We start from the raw sequence: 20,533 nt of genomic DNA, 5'->3' as shown, positions 1-20,533 counted from the left end.
GGCAATTGCAAGGGAGCTTTCCAAGGCGGCCTGACTCTTGATCACCGCTAGCATTGAGTGGTTGGGGCGTAAAGGTCAAGCCCTACGGGTGCTTCGTTCCTCGCAACCTTGACACCCCAACCACTCAGTGCTCAACCTGAAAGTGGCGATGCGGAGGAGCACCTCCGGCGGGGCTCAAACAAAAGAGCTAAACCAGATAACTCAATGAATTTTTCATAATATATACCCAGGGAGGATTATTGAGAAAATAAGACAGTCTTACCAGTTCATTGCCAGAGGCGCGGTCACGGATTGGAGAATCCTCGAATCTCCTACAGGAATACGCATAACAGCTGAAACTCCCGCTTATAGATAGAGGTAGCTCCACGACGAAGCCAATTCATTCGGTACCCAACCCGCGCATATCAGATTGATCAACCGTCGTTACACTATGACCCCGTCTCTGGTCATGAACTAGAAGAAAATAATTATCCTCGTTGCAAGCATTGGTACTGCAATGAAAAAGAGGCAATGGATTCTTGTTTTGTATTGACAGTGTTAACCATATCAGGAGTTTTGTTGTCAGACCGTGTTGTTTCCTCCTGTGATGTCGCGGAGGGACAGCATGTCCCCTGTCGGGAGTGTGTCGGCCCTCGCGCTGATACGATTGTGGTGCATTACACACTCCATCCCGGCCAAGGCCAAAGATCACAGAAAATCACGCACGAAAATTCGTAGTGGTGGTTGATTACCGGACATTGAATATTGTGGGATTATAGGACGATCTGCTGAGAAAAATCACTTCTGTGAATACCAATATAGAAGAGCGCCCAGCTATTTTCCTGCAATGAGGGATTACCTGTGTAAAACAAGTGGAATATTGATTATATAGTTACATTCAGGTATAAAAAATAAGGGAAAATATTTCATATCCTCTGTTCAGATTTTAAAACAGATTTTTCCACAATAACCACAAGGTTGTTGTGCGACAACCAAGCTAAAAGTGATGAACACGCTGCTTGCAAGTACCTCTTTTCGTAAAAAACGTGATTTACCGGCAGGTACCAATCTGCGACGAGGTTTTAAATGATGCTGTCATTTACAGGCCATAACCAAGAACTACCAAACATTCTGGTCAGAATCGGGTCAATTTTAACGAGACAATATCAACAATGATGCTGCAAAATTATCATTGACCTGATTTTCAATGGAATCAAAAGATAATTCAAACGTTACGTTAAAAGGACTACAACCATGAAAGATGTTGTCATTGTATCTGGATGCAGGACTGCTATCGGCGCTTTCGGTGGAACCCTCCGTGACTTGAACGGCGCCATTCTCGGCAGTATCACCATGAAAGAAGCTGTCCGCCGGGCCGGAATAGACCCGGTGCTCATTGATGATGTTCGCTATGGCTGTTGTATGGAATCGGCCGATACATTGAATGTTACCAGAGTCGCATCGCTCCTTGCGGAAATCCCGGAAACAGTGACATCCGTCACCATAAACCGGGTTTGTATCTCGGGCATGGAGGCTGTCATCTCAGGCATGGCTATGATCCAGGCAGGAATGGCCGATATCATCCTGGCTGGAGGTACAGAGCATATGTCCAGTGTCCCCTACTCGGTTCCAGCAGCAAGATGGGGCTGTCGCCTGCAGGACCAGGCATTTGTCGATAATTTAATTCATGCCCTCCACTGCGGCTCCCATATCATCCCCCACCCCGAAGATGGTCCGGTGGATGCAACAAAACCACCGCTCAGCATGTTCGTCGGTAAACCCTACATCATGGGCCAGACAGCCGAGTTCATCGCTCAGCACCTTGGTATCACAAGAGAAGAGATGGACGAAGTCGCCCTGCGCAGTCACAATGAAGTAGAACGAGCCACCCTGGACGGTTCCTTTGCCGATGAGATCGTCCCGGTGGAGGTTCCCCAGAAAAAGAAATCCCCTGTTATCTTTGATAAAGACGAACATTTCCGGCCCGGCATGACCATGGATATCCTGCGCAAACTGCCGCTGGCCTTTGTGCCGGAAATCGGCACGGTAACTGCAGGAAACTCCAGCGGTATCAACGACGGATCAACCGGCATGGTCATTATGTCGGCAGACAAGGCCAAAGAACTCGGGGTACACCCCATAGCCAGGATCAAGGCTGTGGCCAGAGGTGCCTGCCATCCATCGGTTATGGGTCTATCACCGGTCCCGGCTGTCCGCAACCTCCTCAAATCTTCAGGTTTAGCGCTGAAGGATTTTGAGCTTATCGAGGTTAACGAGGCCTTTGCCGCCCAGTATCTGGGATGCGAAAAAGAGTTAGGCCTGAACCGGGACATTACCAACGTTAACGGTTCAGGGATCGGTCTGGGGCATCCGGTGGGTTCAACCGGCGCCCGGATCATGGTTACCCTGATGTATGCGATGAAAAATCGAGGAAAATCATTGGGACTGGCCACCCTGTGCGGCGGTGGAGGAGTATCTATGGCATGTGCGATTGAAATGATCTAGGCCGGATATCCAGATCAGATCCGGTAACAGAAAAGCAACAGGTTTTCTCAATCTTTCTTTCTGGAGGGTATTACCATGATGCACGAACCTTTATCGGAACAAGACAAGCTTCGGTACAGTACCATCAACCAGGAAAACATCGATTTTATCATGAACCGGAATAACCGGATCAACAGGTGGGTCATCGCCGACATGATCCGCCGGACCAGCTATCATCACCCTGAAAAAACCGCCCTGGTGTTTGACGAGATACGTCTGACCTATAGCCAACTGGAAGAGCAATGCAATCAGGTGGCCAACGCCCTGATCGACCTGGGCGTCAAAAAATATGACCGGGTGGCAATCCTGGCCCACAATACCCACCATCATGTCATCACCTGGCTTGGTTGCGCCAAGATCGGAGCGATTTACCTGGCGGTCAATTACCTCTTAAAAGACGACGACATCGCCTACTGTCTCAACCATTCTGAAAGTACCGTATTTATTGTTGAGGACAGCCTTTACGATAATGTCAAAGGAGTACTGGGCAGGCTGCCGGGGATTAAACAGCTGATCTGGTCGAATCAGGGAGCTGGGCAGGTGCCGATTGACGGTTTTATCGACTTTAATGACTGGTACAGAGCGGCACCGAAGGCAGAACCCGATGTCATCCTGCGCATCGAAGATCCGGTGCAGATGACCTATACCAGCGGCACAGAATCCCTACCGAAAGCTGTACTCATCAGCAACCAGTCCCTCATTGCCCAGTATATGGGTTGCATAATCGACGGAAAATACGACCATAGTGATATCAATATCAACGCCTTGCCCATTTACCACTGCGCGCAACGGGACGTGTTTTTAAACCCGATATTCTGGCTTGGTGGCACAAATATTCTCATGAGTCCGGATATCGGCAAAATCCTGGCCGCCATAGAGGCCTGGAAAGCAACCATGTTCTTTGCCCCGCCAACGGTCTGGATCGGCATGCTTCGGCATCCGGATTTTGGCCGTTATGATTTATCCAGCCTGGTAAAATGTTATTACGGCGCCTCCATCATGCCACGGGAAATTCTCAAGGAACTCCTCGAAAAATTCCCCAAAGCCGGAGTGTACAACTATTATGGTCAGACTGAGCTCGCCCCCTATCACACCATTCTTAAAGCCGAAGATGCCATGGCAAAAATCGGCTCAGCCGGAATGGGTGGACTGCACATGGAATCCCGGATTGAAAACGAAGCAGGTGATGAAATTTCTGCTGTGGATACAACAGGAGAGATTTGCGGCCGTGGCCCCCATGCAATGACCATGTACTTCAAAGAACCGGACAAGACCGAGGCTGCAATGAAGGGCGGCTGGTTCCATTCCGGCGATCTGGGTGTTCTTGATGAGGACCGCTACATCACCGTAGTCGATCGGATAAAAGACATGATCAAAACGGGCGGTGAAAATGTTGCGTCCAGGGAGGTCGAAGAAGCTGTTTACCTGCATCCAGCCGTAGAAGAGGTAGCCGTAGTCGGTGTAAACCATCCGCAATGGGTAGAGGCTGTAACTGCAGTGATTAAAAGGAAAGCAGGAACCACCGTTACGGAGGCAGAGCTGATGGAACACTGTAAAAAGAATCTGTCTTCTTTCAAGGTTCCGAAAAAGATTATTTTTGTAGATGCTCTCCCCAAAACACCTACTGGAAAAATTCTCAAACGAGAAATGCGGGAATCGTACAAAGGTATTTTCCGGTAATCACCACACCTCAAACTGACAGGATATGTAAAGAGGAACGATCATGGCAAAACATATACGTAAAGGTGGCGATTTCCTGATCACAAATATCGATTGTCGAGAGATCTTCATTCCGGAAAGTTTCACAGATGAACATAAGCAGATTGCTGAAACCACCGAACAATTTGTGATCAATGAAATCTGGCCGATCAATGATGATATTGAGGCGAAAAATTTCGATCTTGTGCTTGAAAAGATGAAAGAATGCGCGTCGCTCGGCCTGATGATGATCGATGCACCGGAAAATTATGGAGGCCTGGAACTCGATAAGGTTACCAGTATGCTGGTGATGGAAAAAATGGCCTTTGCCCTCAATTTTGGCCTCACCTATATGGCCCATACCGGAATCGGCATGCTGCCGCTGATATATTATGGAACCACCGAACAGAAAGAACGCTATCTGGGTAAACTCATCAGTGCTGAAATGATCGGTGCCTACTGCCTGACCGAACCTGGCTCGGGCTCAGATGCTCTCGGGGCGAAAACTTCGGCAACTCTCTCTGATGACGGCAAACATTACATCCTTAACGGCACCAAACAATTCAGTACCAACGCCGGTTTTGCCGACCTCTATACCATTTTTGCCAAGGTCGACAAACTGCATTTCACCGCTTTTCTGGTAGAGCGTAAATTTGCCGGCCTGGGACTTGGCCAGGAGGAAAAGAAGATGGGCCTGCACGGCTCATCCACCCGCCAGGTTATCCTGGAAAACGTGCATGTACCGATGGAAAATGTCTTGGGTGATGTCGGCAAGGGGCATAAGATTGCCTTCAATGTATTAAATGTGGGTCGTTTTAAGTTAGGAGCGCTCTGTGTGGGCCAGGAAAAATACGCCCTGTCAGAAGCCGCTCGTTATGCCAACGAACGTAACCAGTTTAATGTGCCGATAAGCAGTTTTGGTGCCATCCGGGAAAAACTGGCCGATGTGACGGCCTTGACCTTCGCCTCCGAATCAATGGTATATAGGCTTGCGGGATTGATCGATGATCGTCTGGCGCACCTCGATAAAGGTATTGATAACTATTACATCGAATACCAGAGGGGTATTGAGGAATATGCAGCCGAATGTGCCATGGTAAAGGTTTTCTGCACCGAATCGGCTGCAAAAGCAATTGATGAAATGCTGCAGGTTCATGGCGGATATGGGTACATGGCTGAATATCCGATCGAGCAGCTGTATCGTGATGAACGGGTTCAACGAATTTATGAAGGGACCAACGAAATCAACCGCCTGCTTATCCCTGGACTTTTACTCCGCAAAGGAATCAGCGAAAAATTACTGGACCCAGATTTTGAAAACACGGTTCAAGGAGTTTTTGAGGTGGAGAGAAAACTGCTGCAAGGGATGAAAAAGTTGTACCTGACACTAGCCGATCTTACGGGGGAAAAGTTCGGTTCTAAGGCGGTAGGTGAACAGGAAATCCTGCTCACTCTGGCCGACATGGTGATTCAGATCTTTGCTCTGGAAAGTGTCGTATTGCGTGCCGAGAAATCATCTATAACCGCAACAGGAAATAAGCAGGAGCTGTATCGGGCAGTAGTCACAATTTGCACGTTCAGGGCAAAGCAGCAATTTGTCAATGGTGCCGAAAAATGTGCAGCGTTCATCGATCAAAATACACCCTTGAAGGCAATTGAAAACATAACCAATCACAAGGCTCATGGCCTGCTGGCGGCAAAGCGTTTCATCGCTGATGCCACCTGTCAGTCAGAAAAATATATCTTCTAAACCCAGCAACATAGAATTACGGCAAGCTGTACAATTTTTTGATTTTTGCCGTAATTCTCTCCTTGGCCGCGAGGTGGGTATCGGCACCCACCTCACAAAAAAACATGGAGGTCATTTATCGCTTATCTAAGCCATAGGCAAACATCGGTACATAGATGAGAGTCAGCAGGGTTCCGATAATGAGTCCTCCCACGGCAACATCGGCAAGTGGTGAAAGGCGCTCCAGACCTACTGCCTGTTCCAGGGCAATGGGAATCATGCCGGCAATGGTGCCAAAGGCGGTCATCATGACCGGGCGAAAACGGACCCGCACCGACTCAAGGGCCGATTCAAAGGCTCTCTCTTTTTTCCTGTAATGCTGATAAAAATCGATCAGTAAAATTGAGTTTTTAATTATAATACCAAAGAGCAGCAGTATACCCACCATGGATGGCATACAACTTGGCTTGCCAAAGAGTAACATTCCCCAGGAAGCCCCAATCATGGAAAGCGGCAGCACGACGACCATCACCAGAGACAAACGTACTGACCGGTAGATGGCGATGAGCGCCATGATCAGAATAATAATACCTGTTCCTATGGCCTTCATCATTCGTTTAAATGAGTCGTTGAGTTGGGCAATATCACCCTCCTGGCTGACGATGACACCACTTGTATCGATTCCCTCGAGGATGGCATCAGCATCGGAGGTAATGTGTGTAATAGGACGCTGGCTGCGATAGCCGCTGATATCAAGACTGTAGAGCATCCGGTCCCGCTCGATCTTTGCGGCAGTCAGCTGTTGGTGGATATCGGCCACAGCCTCTAAGGGAACACTATTACCATCGCCTGTTTCGATGGGAAGCAGGCGCAGGCTCTGCAGGTTGGCGTTGAATTCACCCTTGAGATAGAGCCGCACCGGCTGAGTGTTCATGGTGGTGAAATTACCAAGCAGTGAGACAATCTGACCTTTTATGGGGATCTGACCTGCAATGGCAAAAGGGCTCAAACCATAGCTGAGGGCTTTATTGGTATCTATGACCACCTCGGCTTCATTAAAATCCTGATCCCAGGACAGAGACATGCTGGTAAGGCCTTTAATACCGCCAAGAGCACCTGCAATCTTGTGCCCCATTTCGGGAAGATCGCGATAATCCGGGGCCATAAGCCGTACGTCAAGGGGTGCCTTTATTGAGGACAAGGCGGTTGCACCAAAGTCGTAGACATCGACACTCTTGATTCCCGGAATTGTATTGAGCCGGTCACGAATCTCATCTTCAATCTGCCAGAGACTCTTGGTTCGTTCAAAGCGGTTGACACAGTTCACCGTAAATGTTGCTTCAGCCGGCAGGTTTCCACTCCCCAGTGACAAGACCCCCGCTTCACCACCAAAGGCAACCGAACTCATTGCCACCTCTTCCTGGCTATGGAGCCAGGTAAGAAAAGGTGCAATGCGTTCTTCCGCACTTTCAACCGTATCGTTGGCAGAAAAAGCCACATGGACCTTTACGATTCCGGTATCCATAGGCGGCATCACGTCTTTTCCGATAATTGGCATCACATTTTTCAGACTCAGAACCAGAACGGCCAGCACTCCCAGGGTTAAAACAAGCTTTCTCACCTTGGAGAAACGGCCATTGGAGAAATGCAGAACGCCTTCATAGGGTGCAACAAGACGGCCGACAGTTTTTTCATAAAAGGACTCAAAAAAGAGCTCCACCCGGTTCTTTTTAATGCCTTTGCGATAGAGGTAGATCGACAGCTTAGGGATAAAGGTGATGGATAGAAAATATGAAACCAGAAGGGCAACGATCAGCGTCTCAATCAGGGGTCTGAAGATACGCTCGGGGAAATCACCTACAAACAAAAGGGGAAACATAACGGCAATGGTGGCCACGGTACCTGCAAAGATAGGCGCAATTACTTCTTTTGTCCCCTGTTCTATGGCGGTTGCAAGATCCTCGTGCATTTCCCCCAGATGGCGTTCGATGTTTTCCAGCACCACCACCGCATCATCGACCAGCATCCCAAGAGCTAAAATGATGGCTGTATAAACAACGATATTCAGTTCGCCACCCAAAAGAAAGATCACGGCCATAGTCGAAAAAAAGACCAGAGGGATGGAGAGTCCTGCGGCAAGAATTGCCCTGAAATTCCCAAGAAAAAAGAGGAGTACCAGCAGGGTATAGATAATCGCGTCACGGAGGGCCTCCAGCATATTATCATTTGCGGTCTCGATCAGGTTGCGTTGGGTGTCGGTAATCTGAAAATCTATGTTTGGGTACTGCCCTTTTAGTTTTTCAAGCTCTGCCCTGGCCGTGTCACTCACACTCAGGACCGATCCACCGGGGGAACGTTGGATAGCCAGAGCTATAGCCCCTTTACCGTTTCCTATATATCCGGAAAATCGTTTCTGGGTAGACCACTGGATGTCGGCGACATCGCTCAATCTGAGGTTGGGCGAGACTCTCAGGCCGGACAGCGCCGTGACACTGGTCTGCTCACCATAATAGGTAAGGGTGAAGAATCCGTCAGTACCTTTGACAAAACCAAGCGGGACATTCTGGTTGGCAGCCATAATGGTTTTTGCCAGGCCATCGACGGTAAGTCCATAGCGTTGCAGACGCAGCGGATCAATCTCAATGACAAAAGCGCTCTGGTGGCCTCCGAAGACCTCGACATTGCCTATCCCGGGATTTGCCAGCAAGGCCGGTTTGATAAAAGAATCGGCAATCTTACGAATATCGGCGAGATTGATGAGATCGCTCTTAGGGCTTAAGGCCACCACCTCGACCGGCAGAGTAAACGAACCGGCAGTATATACCGCCGGATTGGCACTGGCTGGTAGGTTGGCACGGGCAATGGACAGAGCATTGGCCACATCCACGGCAGCAGCATTGAGTCCCTTCGTGTATTCAAACTCTGCCTTGACGATGGAGAAGTTGGCCACGTTGACTGAGCTGATCTCACGCACCTCACTTAAGCGGGCAATTTCATTTTCTATGGGTTTGGAGACTGTACTGGCAGCGACTTCGGCCGTTGATCCAGGTACCTGGGTAATAACGATAACCTGGGGACGGTCGGCATCGGGGAAGAGGTTCTTCGGCATAGTGATTAGGCCAATAACGCCTAAGACAAAGAGCAGCGCAATAATGGAAAACAGCAGGTGTGGCCGTTTATAAAAAAAACCAAACATAGTTTTATCCAACAGGCAGAGGGTGTATAAAGTTATTTTTTAACAGTAATCGGGGTTCCGGCCAGCAGTTTCAGCAAGATATCAGGCTTGGCAACAATGATCTGACTGGCCTGTAAGCCTTCAACAACCACACCTTCGGTACCGCTGGCGATAACCTTGACAGGTACCGGAATGGCCTTTTCCCCTTCAGGGATAAAACACAGATTCTGTCCCTCTTTCTGCAACAGTGCTGACAGGGGGATCATAGTTCCCGCCCCTTTGTAAACAACCAATCGTACCGGCAGACGCTCTCCGGAGCTGCTTTTGGTTTCTACATCGGCTCGGTATTCATCCAGGCCCTTATAGGTGTGGTTGAGTGGTAAGAGTGGGTGATGCAGGCCCTCAAAAATAACCTCGGTTGGCAACATATCACCCGTGGTGCGTATGAGAAGGTACTTACCGCTGTCCGCCTGGATTGAAAGCAAGGGTTTTCCGGGCATGGCAATCACACCAACATTGGCAGATGTCGAACTCACAGCTCCATCTATGGGAGAGAGGATTACCGCATAGCTGAGAAGATTTTCGACCTCTTTGCTATTTTGTTTTAAGATGCCTTCTTGACCACTCAGCCCCTTGAGGCCCGCCTCAAGGGAAGCAATCTTGCTCGCTTCGCTATCATATTGTTCAACAGAGGCCCCCCGGGCATCGAGCAGAACCTTGGTGCGCTTATGGCTTTGAAGGGCAGCGTCCAAAGCAATTTTTTGAGCGGTAATTTCAGCCTCAAGGGATGCCACCTGCAGGACTATGGCCTCTTTTTTGGCAAGCAGATCCGCATGATCAAGAGTTGCTACCACCTGACCTTTCTTCACGGTGTCGCCACTTTTTACCATACTGGTAATCCGCGCAGAAAGTTTGGAGGAAAGCTCGACGTCCTGGTCGCTTTTAACCTCCGAGAGGGCAGGCAGGGTGAGGACAATATCATCGATTGTCGGGGTCATGACCTCAACGACCTGATGATAGAGCTTCATGGGTGGGATGTCTGCCATGGCCTGTCTCTTTTTTTTGACCAGCACGACTGCTCCGCCGATAAGTAGTACTGCAATTAATAACCATATAATTTTTTTCATTGAATCAACTCGTCCAGATTGTTTCCGTACAGCACCGCCAGGGAGACAAAAGTCTCCCACCAGCGCGCTTCGGTCAGATAATAATTCGCCTCAGCCGTTAATACTTTTTCCTCGAAACGTAAGTATTCTTCCTGGGCCATCCTTCTACTGGCGTATGAAACCTTTGCTACTTTCAGCAGCTCACGTTGATGTTTGACACTGTTTTGCGCCAACTCTTTTGACTGACCAAGAAGGTTCAGGGTTGTGTTCAGGTTTCTCGCCTTTGCCTCCAGGTCAATCTTTGTCCTGGCAAAGCTCATTTTTTCCCGGCGCAATTGTACCTTGGCACGTTGTATTGCCGTGTAGGCCGGTTTGTTAAAAAGAGGCATCTGCAGGGTTAGCGCAAGAACACCGTATTCGTTATCCACGTCATCCCCGGTATTGTACGCTTCACCGTAGTTATGAAACCATTGGGCAGTGCCGACAATGGCGGGATAGAGCTTGTCTTTTGCCGCCTGAACTCCAAACTCGCGGGCCTCAATATTTTTCTGCAGTGGTTGGAGCGCAAATAATTCACCCTCGTCCAGAGCGCCGTTTACCTGCAAGGGAGCCGGTTCCTCTAGAAAAAGACCTGTGAGTGATTCAATATTTTTGCGAAGCTCACTCTCTTGTTGCGAGGTCTGGAGAAAAGTAAGGTCAATCTGATTTATAGCTTCGTCCAACTGAATTTTTTCAGTCTCTGGCAGCCGTCCTGTTGCGACCTGAAGACTGATGTCATCCCAGGTTTTTTTCAGGGAGGCTTTCCTTGACGTCAGGGCTTTTGTTAAGGAATCGAGGTGCATCAGGTTGGCGTCGGCACCGACGAGCAGGGCCTGACGTTCAAGCAGGCTTATCCGTTTCTTCACCTGAGCACTGTCAGAGATGCTCGCCGCCTGCTTACTCAGAGAAAACAACTCTTTTGTAAATATGGGCATGGACATTGAAACCCCGATCCGGCTGATAGTTTCACTAAATGGGAGAGAACCATCACTTGCCAGCAATAGTGCAGACTCTGTGGGGGTTACGGGTCGCAAATTCGTTGGAGAGTTATACTTCTCGTAACTCATAACACCACTAAGTACCGGATAAAAACGGTCATGAACCGCCTGCACCCCCAGTGCTGAGTCGTGGGCCTGCAGGGTGTCGAGCTTTGTGACTGGCTGCTCCCTCAATGCCGCAAAAAGATCTGCCATGGTCATTGCTCTTGCAGGAGTGACAAAGCAGAGCAATACCATGACTATATATGCCGTAATTTTCATGCGGCCTCCTTTGGTTATTTGATGTTCTACAGGAAATTCTTTACTGAGAGCAGTTCCTGGTCCACCTACTCATGTTTCCATCTATTTCCTCCTTTTTTGTACGTGCAAAAAAGGAGGAGTATGTTGGTGAAGGTTTTACGTCTCGCTTACATTACCATCTTCTGTATCATGCGGGCTGCCAGCAGCAGAAGCATGCAACCAAGAAATTTCCGTACCGCGGCCGGGCGCATATTTTTCTGCATAACAATTGTACCGAGATAGCCCCCTGCCCAGGCTGCAGCACCAGCAAAAAACAAGGTATTCCAGTGAACGGAACCCATGCTTGCATAGGCGAGAAAGGCTGTAAACGAGGAAAACGGCACTGCAAAGGCTGTCACCGTAGTTACCTTTTTGGGGTTGAATCCCTGGAGGATCATAAGCGGTGAGATCAAGCCGCCACCACCCACGCCGAGTAAACCAGAGAGAAAACCGGAACTGACTCCTGTGAGCAAAGGACCCGTAACCGGCCTGTCTTCCCGGTATTGATCTTTAAATTTTGAACCGTTGAAAAACAGGATCATGAGCCCGGAAAAGCTCAGGAAGGTGACAAAAGCGTACATTACATAGTCAACAGGAGCATGTAATCCAACCCAGGCACCCACCGGAGCAAGTATGATGGAGGCTATTATAATTGGCAGCCCCAAACGGAAATCAAGGCGTTTTTGTCTAATATTCGACCAGGTTGCGCCCATCATGCTTACCCCGTTGACAAACAGTCCGATAGATCTTGCCTGTGCAAATGGCAAACCGATCCAGGTGAGGGCCGGGATCAGCACAAGAGCAGAACCGACCCCACCAAGGGCAAAGATAAAACTTAAAATAAAGGACATGCCACTAATGGCGAGTAATGAAGAGTCCATGGTAAACTCGTATTACGCCTGCATTTTTGCAAGTGGACCGGGCTTGAATGCGCCGATCATCTCTTCCATGGTGGCCGCCACACCTTTCACCTCGTCAAAACCATTTGCACGGAGATAGGTGTATGCGACTGCACCTCTGAAAATGGAGGAGCAGAAGGCAACGATACATTTATCTTTTGGCAGTTCAGCCAACCGGCCGGGGAGCTCATGCAGAGGGATGTGGATTGCAAAAGGAAATCCACTATACTCTTTTTCTTTGTCAGTACGTACATCAAGAAAAACGAAGTGCTCATTGCCAAGGGTTTTACGCATCCCATCTACACTCATTGCGTGATCGCCGTTTCCAAGGAAATCAAAGTTCATTTCTGTAAGTGTTTCGTCAAGTTCGTTCATGGTCGTTCCTATACTGTTATTTATTTTCGAGAAAGTCGGGAAGAGAAAGGATGAATGCCTTAATCTCGTCTCGAACTCTCCTGTAATGGACGAGTTTTTCTTCATCATTGGCGCCTTGTTCGGCAAGCTTTGGTGGATCATCAAAACCGACATGAACCCTTTTGCCGGGAAAGAAGGGGCATGTTTCATCTGCATGACCGCAGAGGGTTATAACCCAGTCAAATTCCTTGATCGGCAATTCATTAATCAGCTGAGATTCCTGTTTTGAAATATCGACACCGGCCTCAGCCATGGCCTGTACTGCCAAAGGGTTGAGGCCATGCTTTTTTATACCGGCGGACCAGACCTCAAGCTGATCTTTTTTCAGCACCTTTGCCCAGCCTTCTGCCATCTGACTCCTGCAGGAGTTCCCGGTACAGAGAAAGAGAATTGTTGTTTTTGTACCCATGATACCTTCTCATTATTGTGGTTTTCTCACGTGACAAACGCCGGTGACGGTGTTCTGTACGTGGGGAAAATATTTGGTTCGGAAACGGAGGGCCACGTTAACCAGTGCAATCAGTACAGGCACCTCCACGAGCGGACCAATAACAGCCGCAAATGCTACGCCGGAATTGATGCCAAAAACTGCAATCGCCACGGCAATAGCCAGTTCAAAATTGTTTGATGCGGCGGTAAAGCTGAGCGTTACAGTTTGTTCATACGTTGCCCCAACCTTCATGGAAAGAACGAAGGAGACGAGAAACATAACGAGGAAATAGATGGTCAGCGGCACAGCAATACGCAACACGTCAAAAGGTAGCTGGACGATGTACTCACCTTTTAAAGCGAACATCACCAGTATGGTAAAGAGCAGAAATATAAGGGTTAGTGGTGATATTTTCGGAATAAAGACTGTCTCGTACCACTCCTTACCCTTGGTTCTCAAGCCTATCAAACGAGTCACCATCCCGCCTATGAAGGGTATTCCTAAGTAGATAAAGACCGATTTGGCGATTTCCCCGATGGAGATATTGACCACAGTGCCCGCAAAACCGAACCATGCCGGTACGACGGTAATAAAGATCCAGGCGTAGAGTGAAAAAAAGAGCACCTGGAAGATGGAATTAAAGGCAACAAGTCCCGCACAATACTCAGTGTCGCCGTCTGCCAGATCGTTCCAGACAATGACCATGGCGATACACCTGGCAAGACCAATAAGGATCAGGCCGACCATATATTCATGATGACCGGAAAGAAAGGTTATGGCCAACAGAAACATCAACACGGGGCCAATAATCCAGTTCTGTACCAATGAAAGTACAAGAACTTTTGTATCTCTAAAGACCAGGCCCAGTTCTTCGTATTTTACCTTTGCAAGGGGTGGGTACATCATCATAATCAAGCCGATGGCTATGGGGATATTGGTGGTACCAACCTGAAATGTATTGATGAACTCATTTACTGGAGGATACAGGTAGCCTGTAAATACCCCGACGAACATGGCCAGGAAAATCCAGAGAGTGAGGTAGCGATCAAGAAACGAAAGCTGTTTATTTGCTGACATTTTTATTCCTCCTATTCATTGCGTGCTTTGTGACACGGAGAATCTATTTTTTTTGAGAGAAATTCCATACATCTTTTCTGGTCTTCTACCGCTTTTTCCAGATTTGAGCAGTGTTGCTTGAGTGCGCGCATTAGCGCGGAACCGAGGGCTTGATCTTCAACTATCTGATAATACATCCAGGTACCGCGCCGTTGCCCATCAACGATTCCAGCACTCCGTAAAAGAGTGAGGTGACGGGACGCTGTTGATTGCGGAATTTCCAAGGACTCCATCAGATCACAGACGCATAATTCACCGTTGCTCAGGAGCAGCAGAAGCATCCGTAGCCTTGTACTGTCGGAGAGTGCTTTGAATAACTGTATTTCTGTTTGCATAATCGCTTCCTATTTGTAAAAGTGTTACAGTTGCGCTCAACATCTATAAATTCATATATCCGAATATTCGGATATGTGCAAGTGGTTTTTGCAAACTATCAGGAGAATGAATCTAACTGTCTGTTATACAATGTTAAATTCTTTTTCCATTTATGGCGCGACAAAGAAAAGCTCACCGCAAAAGGTTGGAGTCAGGTAGAGATAATGCTCCCAAGGGCTACTGATTGGAATCCCTGCGCTAAAGCTTATCTCTTGGTGAGAGGATACCCTGCAGACACCTGAGGAAACGCAACTCCCCTTCCCTGTTCCATCCTTTGTCCTATCAATATTTTCGAAGGATAAAACGGCAAGTCTTTGCCATTTTTTTTTAATACTTACAGGCAGCGGAGAGGTCAGGACCTACGATACAGGATTTCGAAGAGATGTGGCTTGGCAGGCGTGATGGAAAAAGTACTGCTTGGAAAGCGTCTTGGTATCCCTTTATCTGCGGGGGGCAATACATTAATTCTACTGTCAAAATCAGTACATTGACAGAGCGTTTTTTTTACAAAATTCAACGCACAAGCCACAGCCGCTGCAATCCAGAGAGTTAAATTGAAGATTTTTAGATCCTTCTGCCCGTTCTATCTGAATGGCCCCAGTTGGGCAAATGCCTTTACATAGCGGGCAGACCGTACAATTTTCATTAATCGACAGCTGCGGGCAAAATAGCTTAAGAATATTTTTGCGGGCTTCAGAGTCCAACTCTGCAACCAAGTTCTTGAACAGTCGTATTTTTAAAGGTATTCGCCGTGTTGTGTCTTTCTCATCAGGCTGAACAGTAGGATTAAAAACAAGGTTTTTCTTCGTGACCTTGGTCACGATATTTCTGATATTTGTTAAATATAATCTCCGATCCACAATGATATCATGCAACTGTTCTTTATTATGAATTAACGTAGTCTTTGTTGTTATACGTTCTGCAAGACATTCTGTGATCTGTCTGTAGTCTTGAATAAAATTATCTGACGCCACCTGATTGCAACAGCCAGCACACCCGGAAACGTTAATAACCACCGATTTGCTATTCATGATTAAAATAGCTGATAAGACTTGGTTTGAAAGAATACCAACGCAAGGTAAGACAATTTCATGGGGACCAGCCTGCTTCTGGCGAGCACATGAGATGACGATACTGGAGTCCCCCCTGCACGAATGCACGAATTCATTCAAATCATATTCGCTCTCCAGTGCATCCTGAGGGCAAGCTGCCGTACATGCCATGCACCCGGTACATTTCTTTTCATTAAGTACAATTTCACGATCATTTAAAGTTACTGCACCTGACGGACAGCTGCTCACGCACCTCTGACATTGATTGGTGTTCAGCCGTCTTCTAAGACATCTCCCAGGATACTGAACAGGAAGCAAAGAAGGGTCTGAAAAAATGTTTGTAAATAGTGTAAGTGGTCCCATTAGTTTTTCAAATCCGTGCACGTGACAGGAGGCCTGCCGTAAACACTCTCACAGGCGGATAGAAAATGATCCAAACACCGTGCAACTCCAAGGTAAAATTCATTTTTGCTTCCCGCTTGGATGGCATCACAAAATTCGTTCACCCATGGTCGCATGGCGTTATAATAAAATCTGGCCTGCAGATCTTGGAAACGGTCTGCATCTTCCATCCGGTTTTCTTGTCTGGCAGCAGCTTCTTTACTGCACAAAAAATACATAAATTCCAGCTCAATCGCGATGTGGTCCTGGGGTTCCTTGATATCAACAGCTAAGCCGGCCTCCTGGTAACACCTGGCCGCATACAGGGTAGACTCCCCCATAACAGTCCGTTTTTTATCTATATACACTGAACCATAGGGCGCTGCGATGAGTTCAAAAGGGCCGACAAACAGCGATGCATGGTCAATGCTTAAATTTTCCTGACTTATTTCACAGAGAGCTCTTTGCATACTATCTGCCGCTATGCGCGCATCAAAAGAGATGTCCGCCAGTAAATGTCCAAGATTTTCACCTAACTTCTCTTCAGTGAATAATTTTTTTTCAGGTTCATAGAAACAGACGGCCAGCAGTTTAAAACAATCGCCACGGGATATGAGCTTGTTGATTTCATTCATCATGAATAATTTTCGTAAAGGTAGAAATGAGTAACCTGCGCTTTTCATGTGTTATGAAAAACGCAGGGGTATTAGATATGCACGATTACTTTTTAGCGATTACTATACTCTCTGATATAGTAAACATTCGGCGAAGTCCCTTCGTCTTCTTTCAGGACAAACGCTTTATGCTTTCTGAGTAATTTATAGACTTCACTCTCTGGATTATCAATATCACCAACGACTCTGGCTCCAGAAGGGCAAGAGACCACACAATAGGGTTCTTTATCAACCTTCAGTCGATGATCACAGAGAATACACTTCTCTACAATATTATCCCGGCGAACGGCTTCATAATCCGGATGTGAATACTTCATTTCATGAGGCGGAGTGGCACCAGCAAGTTTTGCCTGTTCAGCTGCCGATGCGGAGCAACCCGGAATCAGCTCGGTTTTATCTGAGTAGTAAGGATGTGTTGGCTCACCTTCTTCGTTGTAACTAATCACACTGTAGTCACCGGAAGCCCTGTCTTTTGCAACTTCTTCCATGCTGTATGGACAAGCATCCTGACAAGCACGACAGCCGATGCAACGCTCATCATTGTGCATTGTGAGACCTTCAGGCGTTTTAAACATTGCCTTTGGCTCAACAGGACACGCCTCAACACACGGAGCATTACTACAGTGGTTACAGAGTACCGGTAAGGTTCGGTATTTTGTATCCGGGAAGACACCTGTTGTTTCATGAATGAAATCAGCCCAGTTGTGCGTCTGACCATTATTCCTGAGAGCGGTGTTGTTTTCTGTCTTGCAAGCAAGAGCGCAGGCACCGCAACCAACACATTTCCGTAAATCTATCACCATCGCATATTGCGTCATAAATCTGTCCTCCTGTTAACTATATCTTTTCGACACGCACTGCTGCATGTCCACCATTGCGAGCGTTTGAACCTGACAGACGCTCCAGTTCCCAGGGGATAATGGAGTTGTTGTTCACGCCTCTTGGCTTGGCTTTAGCGAAATCTTCTGTTGCCGTTCTACCGTATGCCCAATGCCCCTGACCATAGGATTTACTGACAGTCCCGGGTCGAACACCTTCCCACACACGGGCAACACATTCACCACTGGCCGCAACAGATGACAGGAGAACCTTGTCACCATCTTTGATTCCGTACCTGGCGGCATCGATTGGATTCATACGAAGAGTATCCTGATCCCCGATATCACCCGGATCAACATGTTTGAATTCATAATACCATGGGCAGTTTGCACTCCGCCCTTCTCTGTTTAACCTGGATTTATAGTCGATAAACACCAGCGGGTAGTCTTCGACACTCCCATGTCGAAGCGGAGGCTCGTAATGAGGCACAAAGGCAAGCTCGCCCTTTGCGGTATAATTTGCCTTTTCAAGCACGGTATCGACATCAACCTTATGTTTATCGGCATGCCCCGTAAGTGCTTTCTTTAGAGTTTCGCTATAGAACTCAAACTTTTTAGACTCGGTATGAAATTTACCACCCCAGTGCGCCTTGTACTTATATGCTTCAGAATTCCACATCCCTTTCTTAAGCATATCCGCCCAACCATTGATTTTATCGCCATGGGTGTCTTCTTTGCCATCCCATAAAGGACTTGTATAATATTTAAGGGCGAATATTGTAAATTCCTTGCTGTCCGCGGGTTTTTTCCCTGTTTCAGGATCCGAGTACATTTCAACCAGGCAGTCGTAGAGGTTTGAGAAGCCACGCTCTTTCAGCTTTTCTGCAATGAGGAATGGGAACTCCGTTTCATCGACAATCACATCCCAAATCGGATCAACTACCGGCTGCAGAAGAGTACAGGTTGCATACCTGTTTGCCTTGGTTTTAACGAATCCGTACCTCTCATATTTGTTCACGGTACAGGGCAAAACTATGTCTGCAAACATGGAGAATTCTGAGGCATTTGTAGTCAGGTGAACAGTAAACGGGACACTGGCAAGAGCCTTTTCCCAGCGGTCAGTGCCGTTGCAGGAGAACGCGGGATTATTCATATAGCCGACAAGGACTTTTATATCATAGGGGTCTTTATTTAAGATGCCGGTTGCCGCATTGTTGGTTGCAACCCCCCCACCCGACTCACCGTGAGAAATAACCGGTAATTCAAGACGGCCTCGCTGATCGATTTTTTCAAATTTTGAATGTTTCTTAGCCAGATCATCCTGATGCTTTTTCAGTATATCTTTATCAAGTTTATTGACCGGTATCTTGGCTGTTTGCAGAGAGCCTCCTACGTTATCAATCCCACCCACCAAACCACCAAGAGCATGGACGGCCATCGCCGAATATCCACCACGTGCGTGCATTGCCGCACCCGGCCCCATCCAGACACAGACATTGGGAGCAGCTTGCGCCATTCCTCTTGCGACCCGGAGAATCTGTTCTTCTGTAACACCACTCAGTTCAGCAGCCTTGGCAGGGCTCATGTCCTTTACAGCAATATTCCACCATTTAACCAAGCCATGGGTTTCTTTTTCGGTGAAGCTCGTTTCCTCAACCTCCATACCAGGCTTAAAACGGTTGACCCCATCGTTAAAATCACCCACGAAACCTTTGAACCAGAGTCCTTCTGATAAAATCACATGGGCAATACCAAGTGCCAAAGCACCGTCAGATCCTGGCATGAGAGGCAGCCACTCGTTTGCTTTTGCAGCACTGGTGGTAAGACGTGGATCAACCGCCACTACGGTTGCTCTATCGAGGGCGTCTCCAAGTCTCTGAATCGTTGCGGGAATCATTCGATTACTGGCAACAGGATCACAGCCCCAGATCAAAATATACTTCGCGTTATCAAGATCGTAGTCCCTGTAGTCCCAATATCCTTCCGTGTAAAATGACCCGAATTTTTCAGCTTCTGCACAGGTGGAACTGTGGGAGATGTTATTTGGTGACCCGAAGACCTTAGGCATCACATCATAAATGACATCCCTTAAGTATGTGTATCGCCCACGCATTAAACAGTATTTTTCTGTCTCTTCTGCCTTGCGAAGTTCCATCATCTTGTCAGCAATGGTGTTCAGTGCCTCGTCCCAGCTAATCGGTACAAATTTTGGATCCACCCCGCGTCCCTTTTTGGGATTGGTGCGCTTCATCGGCACTTTTATTCTGTCAGGATCATAGAGTTGTTGCAGTGAAAGATGCCCACGTGGACACACACTTCCTTCATTTTGCTTGGAATATCGATTTCCTCTTACTTTAACGGCCCTTCCATCCTGGACAAAAATCTCTACAGGACACCAGGTTGTACAGCCCTGGCATGTTGAGGGTTTCCATTCGCCCGGCATTTCTCCAATTTTGACATTGCTACTTCCTGGGGCCAGAGCATTAGTCGTAGGCTCGTTTGCTCCGACACAGCCGGTTAAAGCCGCCGAGGCACCGGCCGCCGCAGACAACTTCAAAAAGTCCCTTCTTTTAATCTTCATGTACACCTCCACAAATTAATAAAATTTCGATCAGCGATCACACAAGCGACACTACAGATAACAAGCATTTTTTGTGCCATGCAAAATCAGGCGACAAGTGTTACACAGTCGTAACGTAAAATTAATGTTACGGATTTATGTGTATTAATTACAGGGCGTTATAGAAGTGAACAAGACAAACAAGGGGACGATTGTCTCCATGGTGGCTATTTGAGCTGGATGAACCGAAATATCAAAGAGATAACT

General features: G+C 47.6%; 15 protein-coding genes. 3 read left to right on the top strand and 12 right to left on the bottom strand.

What is annotated here, in order from left to right; genetic code table 11:
- Window positions 1-1,233 precede the first annotated feature (1,233 nt).
- The 3 genes from FCL48_RS07810 to FCL48_RS07800 all read left to right on the top strand — a co-directional run bounded on the left by FCL48_RS07810 (window position 1,234) and on the right by FCL48_RS07800 (window position 5,971).
- Window positions 1,234-2,484: an acetyl-CoA C-acyltransferase gene (locus FCL48_RS07810; RefSeq protein ID WP_136871694.1), complete on the top strand. Its 1,251-nt coding sequence runs from the start codon at window positions 1,234-1,236 to the stop codon at window positions 2,482-2,484.
- A gap of 75 nt (window positions 2,485-2,559) precedes the next feature.
- Window positions 2,560-4,203, top strand: coding sequence for an acyl-CoA synthetase (locus FCL48_RS07805; RefSeq protein ID WP_205747665.1), 1,644 nt, complete (start codon window positions 2,560-2,562; stop codon window positions 4,201-4,203).
- 43 nt (window positions 4,204-4,246) lie between these two features.
- Entirely contained in the window at window positions 4,247-5,971 is a 1,725-nt protein-coding gene (locus FCL48_RS07800) for an acyl-CoA dehydrogenase family protein (RefSeq protein WP_136871693.1), read from the top strand.
- 115 nt (window positions 5,972-6,086) lie between these two features.
- Here FCL48_RS07800 and FCL48_RS07795 read toward each other — a convergent pair whose 3' ends face one another.
- The 12 genes from FCL48_RS07795 to FCL48_RS07740 all read right to left on the bottom strand — a co-directional run bounded on the left by FCL48_RS07795 (window position 6,087) and on the right by FCL48_RS07740 (window position 20,287).
- Entirely contained in the window at window positions 6,087-9,146 is a 3,060-nt protein-coding gene (locus FCL48_RS07795) for an efflux RND transporter permease subunit (RefSeq protein WP_136871692.1), read from the bottom strand.
- A 32-nt stretch (window positions 9,147-9,178) separates the two neighbouring features.
- A complete protein-coding gene (locus FCL48_RS07790; RefSeq protein WP_136871691.1) occupies window positions 9,179-10,252 on the bottom strand; it encodes an efflux RND transporter periplasmic adaptor subunit in 1,074 nt (357 codons plus the stop codon).
- The gene (locus FCL48_RS07785) at window positions 10,249-11,529 is read right to left on the bottom strand and encodes a TolC family protein (protein ID WP_136871690.1); all 1,281 of its coding nucleotides are present in this window, start codon (window positions 11,527-11,529) and stop codon (window positions 10,249-10,251) included. The genes FCL48_RS07790 and FCL48_RS07785 overlap by 4 nt, the downstream gene beginning before the upstream one ends.
- A 146-nt stretch (window positions 11,530-11,675) precedes the next feature.
- Window positions 11,676-12,428 carry a sulfite exporter TauE/SafE family protein gene (locus FCL48_RS07780; protein WP_136871689.1) on the bottom strand — a complete coding sequence of 251 codons (753 nt, stop codon included), beginning with the start codon at window positions 12,426-12,428 and terminating at the stop codon, window positions 11,676-11,678.
- A gap of 12 nt (window positions 12,429-12,440) precedes the next feature.
- Complete coding sequence (locus tag FCL48_RS07775) at window positions 12,441-12,821, bottom strand: rhodanese-like domain-containing protein (protein ID WP_136871688.1); 381 nt, start codon at window positions 12,819-12,821, stop codon at window positions 12,441-12,443.
- Window positions 12,822-12,837: 16 nt separating this feature from the next.
- Complete coding sequence (locus FCL48_RS07770) at window positions 12,838-13,269, bottom strand: arsenate reductase ArsC (RefSeq protein ID WP_136871687.1); 432 nt, start codon at window positions 13,267-13,269, stop codon at window positions 12,838-12,840.
- Between the two features lie 12 nt (window positions 13,270-13,281).
- Window positions 13,282-14,367 carry an ACR3 family arsenite efflux transporter gene (arsB, locus tag FCL48_RS07765; protein ID WP_136871686.1) on the bottom strand — a complete coding sequence of 362 codons (1,086 nt, stop codon included), beginning with the start codon at window positions 14,365-14,367 and terminating at the stop codon, window positions 13,282-13,284.
- Window positions 14,368-14,378: 11 nt separating this feature from the next.
- Window positions 14,379-14,741: a metalloregulator ArsR/SmtB family transcription factor gene (locus tag FCL48_RS07760; RefSeq protein WP_136871685.1), complete on the bottom strand. Its 363-nt coding sequence runs from the start codon at window positions 14,739-14,741 to the stop codon at window positions 14,379-14,381.
- Window positions 14,742-15,260: 519 nt separating this feature from the next.
- On the bottom strand, window positions 15,261-16,196 hold the full coding sequence (locus FCL48_RS07755) for a 4Fe-4S binding protein (RefSeq protein WP_136871684.1): 936 nt from the start codon (window positions 16,194-16,196) through the stop codon (window positions 15,261-15,263).
- On the bottom strand, window positions 16,196-16,852 hold the full coding sequence (locus FCL48_RS07750) for a molecular chaperone (RefSeq protein WP_169309131.1): 657 nt from the start codon (window positions 16,850-16,852) through the stop codon (window positions 16,196-16,198). Before FCL48_RS07750 ends, FCL48_RS07755 begins: the two co-directional genes overlap by 1 nt.
- Before the next feature lie 89 nt (window positions 16,853-16,941).
- Window positions 16,942-17,706: a 4Fe-4S dicluster domain-containing protein gene (locus tag FCL48_RS07745; RefSeq protein ID WP_136871682.1), complete on the bottom strand. Its 765-nt coding sequence runs from the start codon at window positions 17,704-17,706 to the stop codon at window positions 16,942-16,944.
- A gap of 19 nt (window positions 17,707-17,725) precedes the next feature.
- On the bottom strand, window positions 17,726-20,287 hold the full coding sequence (locus FCL48_RS07740; protein ID WP_136871681.1) for a molybdopterin-dependent oxidoreductase: 2,562 nt from the start codon (window positions 20,285-20,287) through the stop codon (window positions 17,726-17,728).
- Window positions 20,288-20,533 lie beyond the last annotated feature (246 nt).

The organism is Desulforhopalus sp. IMCC35007, from assembly GCF_005116575.1.
In the GTDB taxonomy this organism is placed as follows: domain Bacteria; phylum Desulfobacterota; class Desulfobulbia; order Desulfobulbales; family Desulfocapsaceae; genus Desulforhopalus_A.
This window is presented reverse-complemented; position numbering and strand designations above follow the sequence as displayed.

Excerpts from the sequence above, each read along its gene's own strand:
- FCL48_RS07810 (WP_136871694.1), top strand. The coding sequence starts at position 1,234 with ATGAAAGATGTTGTCATTGTATCTGGATGCAGGACTGCTATCGGCGCT.
- FCL48_RS07805 (WP_205747665.1), top strand. The coding sequence starts at position 2,560 with ATGATGCACGAACCTTTATCGGAACAAGACAAGCTTCGGTACAGTACC.
- FCL48_RS07800 (WP_136871693.1), top strand. The coding sequence starts at position 4,247 with ATGGCAAAACATATACGTAAAGGTGGCGATTTCCTGATCACAAATATC.
- FCL48_RS07795 (WP_136871692.1), bottom strand. The coding sequence starts at position 9,146 with ATGTTTGGTTTTTTTTATAAACGGCCACACCTGCTGTTTTCCATTATT.
- FCL48_RS07790 (WP_136871691.1), bottom strand. The coding sequence starts at position 10,252 with ATGAAAAAAATTATATGGTTATTAATTGCAGTACTACTTATCGGCGGA.
- FCL48_RS07785 (WP_136871690.1), bottom strand. The coding sequence starts at position 11,529 with ATGAAAATTACGGCATATATAGTCATGGTATTGCTCTGCTTTGTCACT.
- FCL48_RS07780 (WP_136871689.1), bottom strand. The coding sequence starts at position 12,428 with ATGGACTCTTCATTACTCGCCATTAGTGGCATGTCCTTTATTTTAAGT.
- FCL48_RS07775 (WP_136871688.1), bottom strand. The coding sequence starts at position 12,821 with ATGAACGAACTTGACGAAACACTTACAGAAATGAACTTTGATTTCCTT.
- FCL48_RS07770 (WP_136871687.1), bottom strand. The coding sequence starts at position 13,269 with ATGGGTACAAAAACAACAATTCTCTTTCTCTGTACCGGGAACTCCTGC.
- arsB (WP_136871686.1), bottom strand. The coding sequence starts at position 14,367 with ATGTCAGCAAATAAACAGCTTTCGTTTCTTGATCGCTACCTCACTCTC.
- FCL48_RS07760 (WP_136871685.1), bottom strand. The coding sequence starts at position 14,741 with ATGCAAACAGAAATACAGTTATTCAAAGCACTCTCCGACAGTACAAGG.
- FCL48_RS07755 (WP_136871684.1), bottom strand. The coding sequence starts at position 16,196 with ATGGGACCACTTACACTATTTACAAACATTTTTTCAGACCCTTCTTTG.
- FCL48_RS07750 (WP_169309131.1), bottom strand. The coding sequence starts at position 16,852 with ATGATGAATGAAATCAACAAGCTCATATCCCGTGGCGATTGTTTTAAA.
- FCL48_RS07745 (WP_136871682.1), bottom strand. The coding sequence starts at position 17,706 with ATGACGCAATATGCGATGGTGATAGATTTACGGAAATGTGTTGGTTGC.
- FCL48_RS07740 (WP_136871681.1), bottom strand. The coding sequence starts at position 20,287 with ATGAAGATTAAAAGAAGGGACTTTTTGAAGTTGTCTGCGGCGGCCGGT.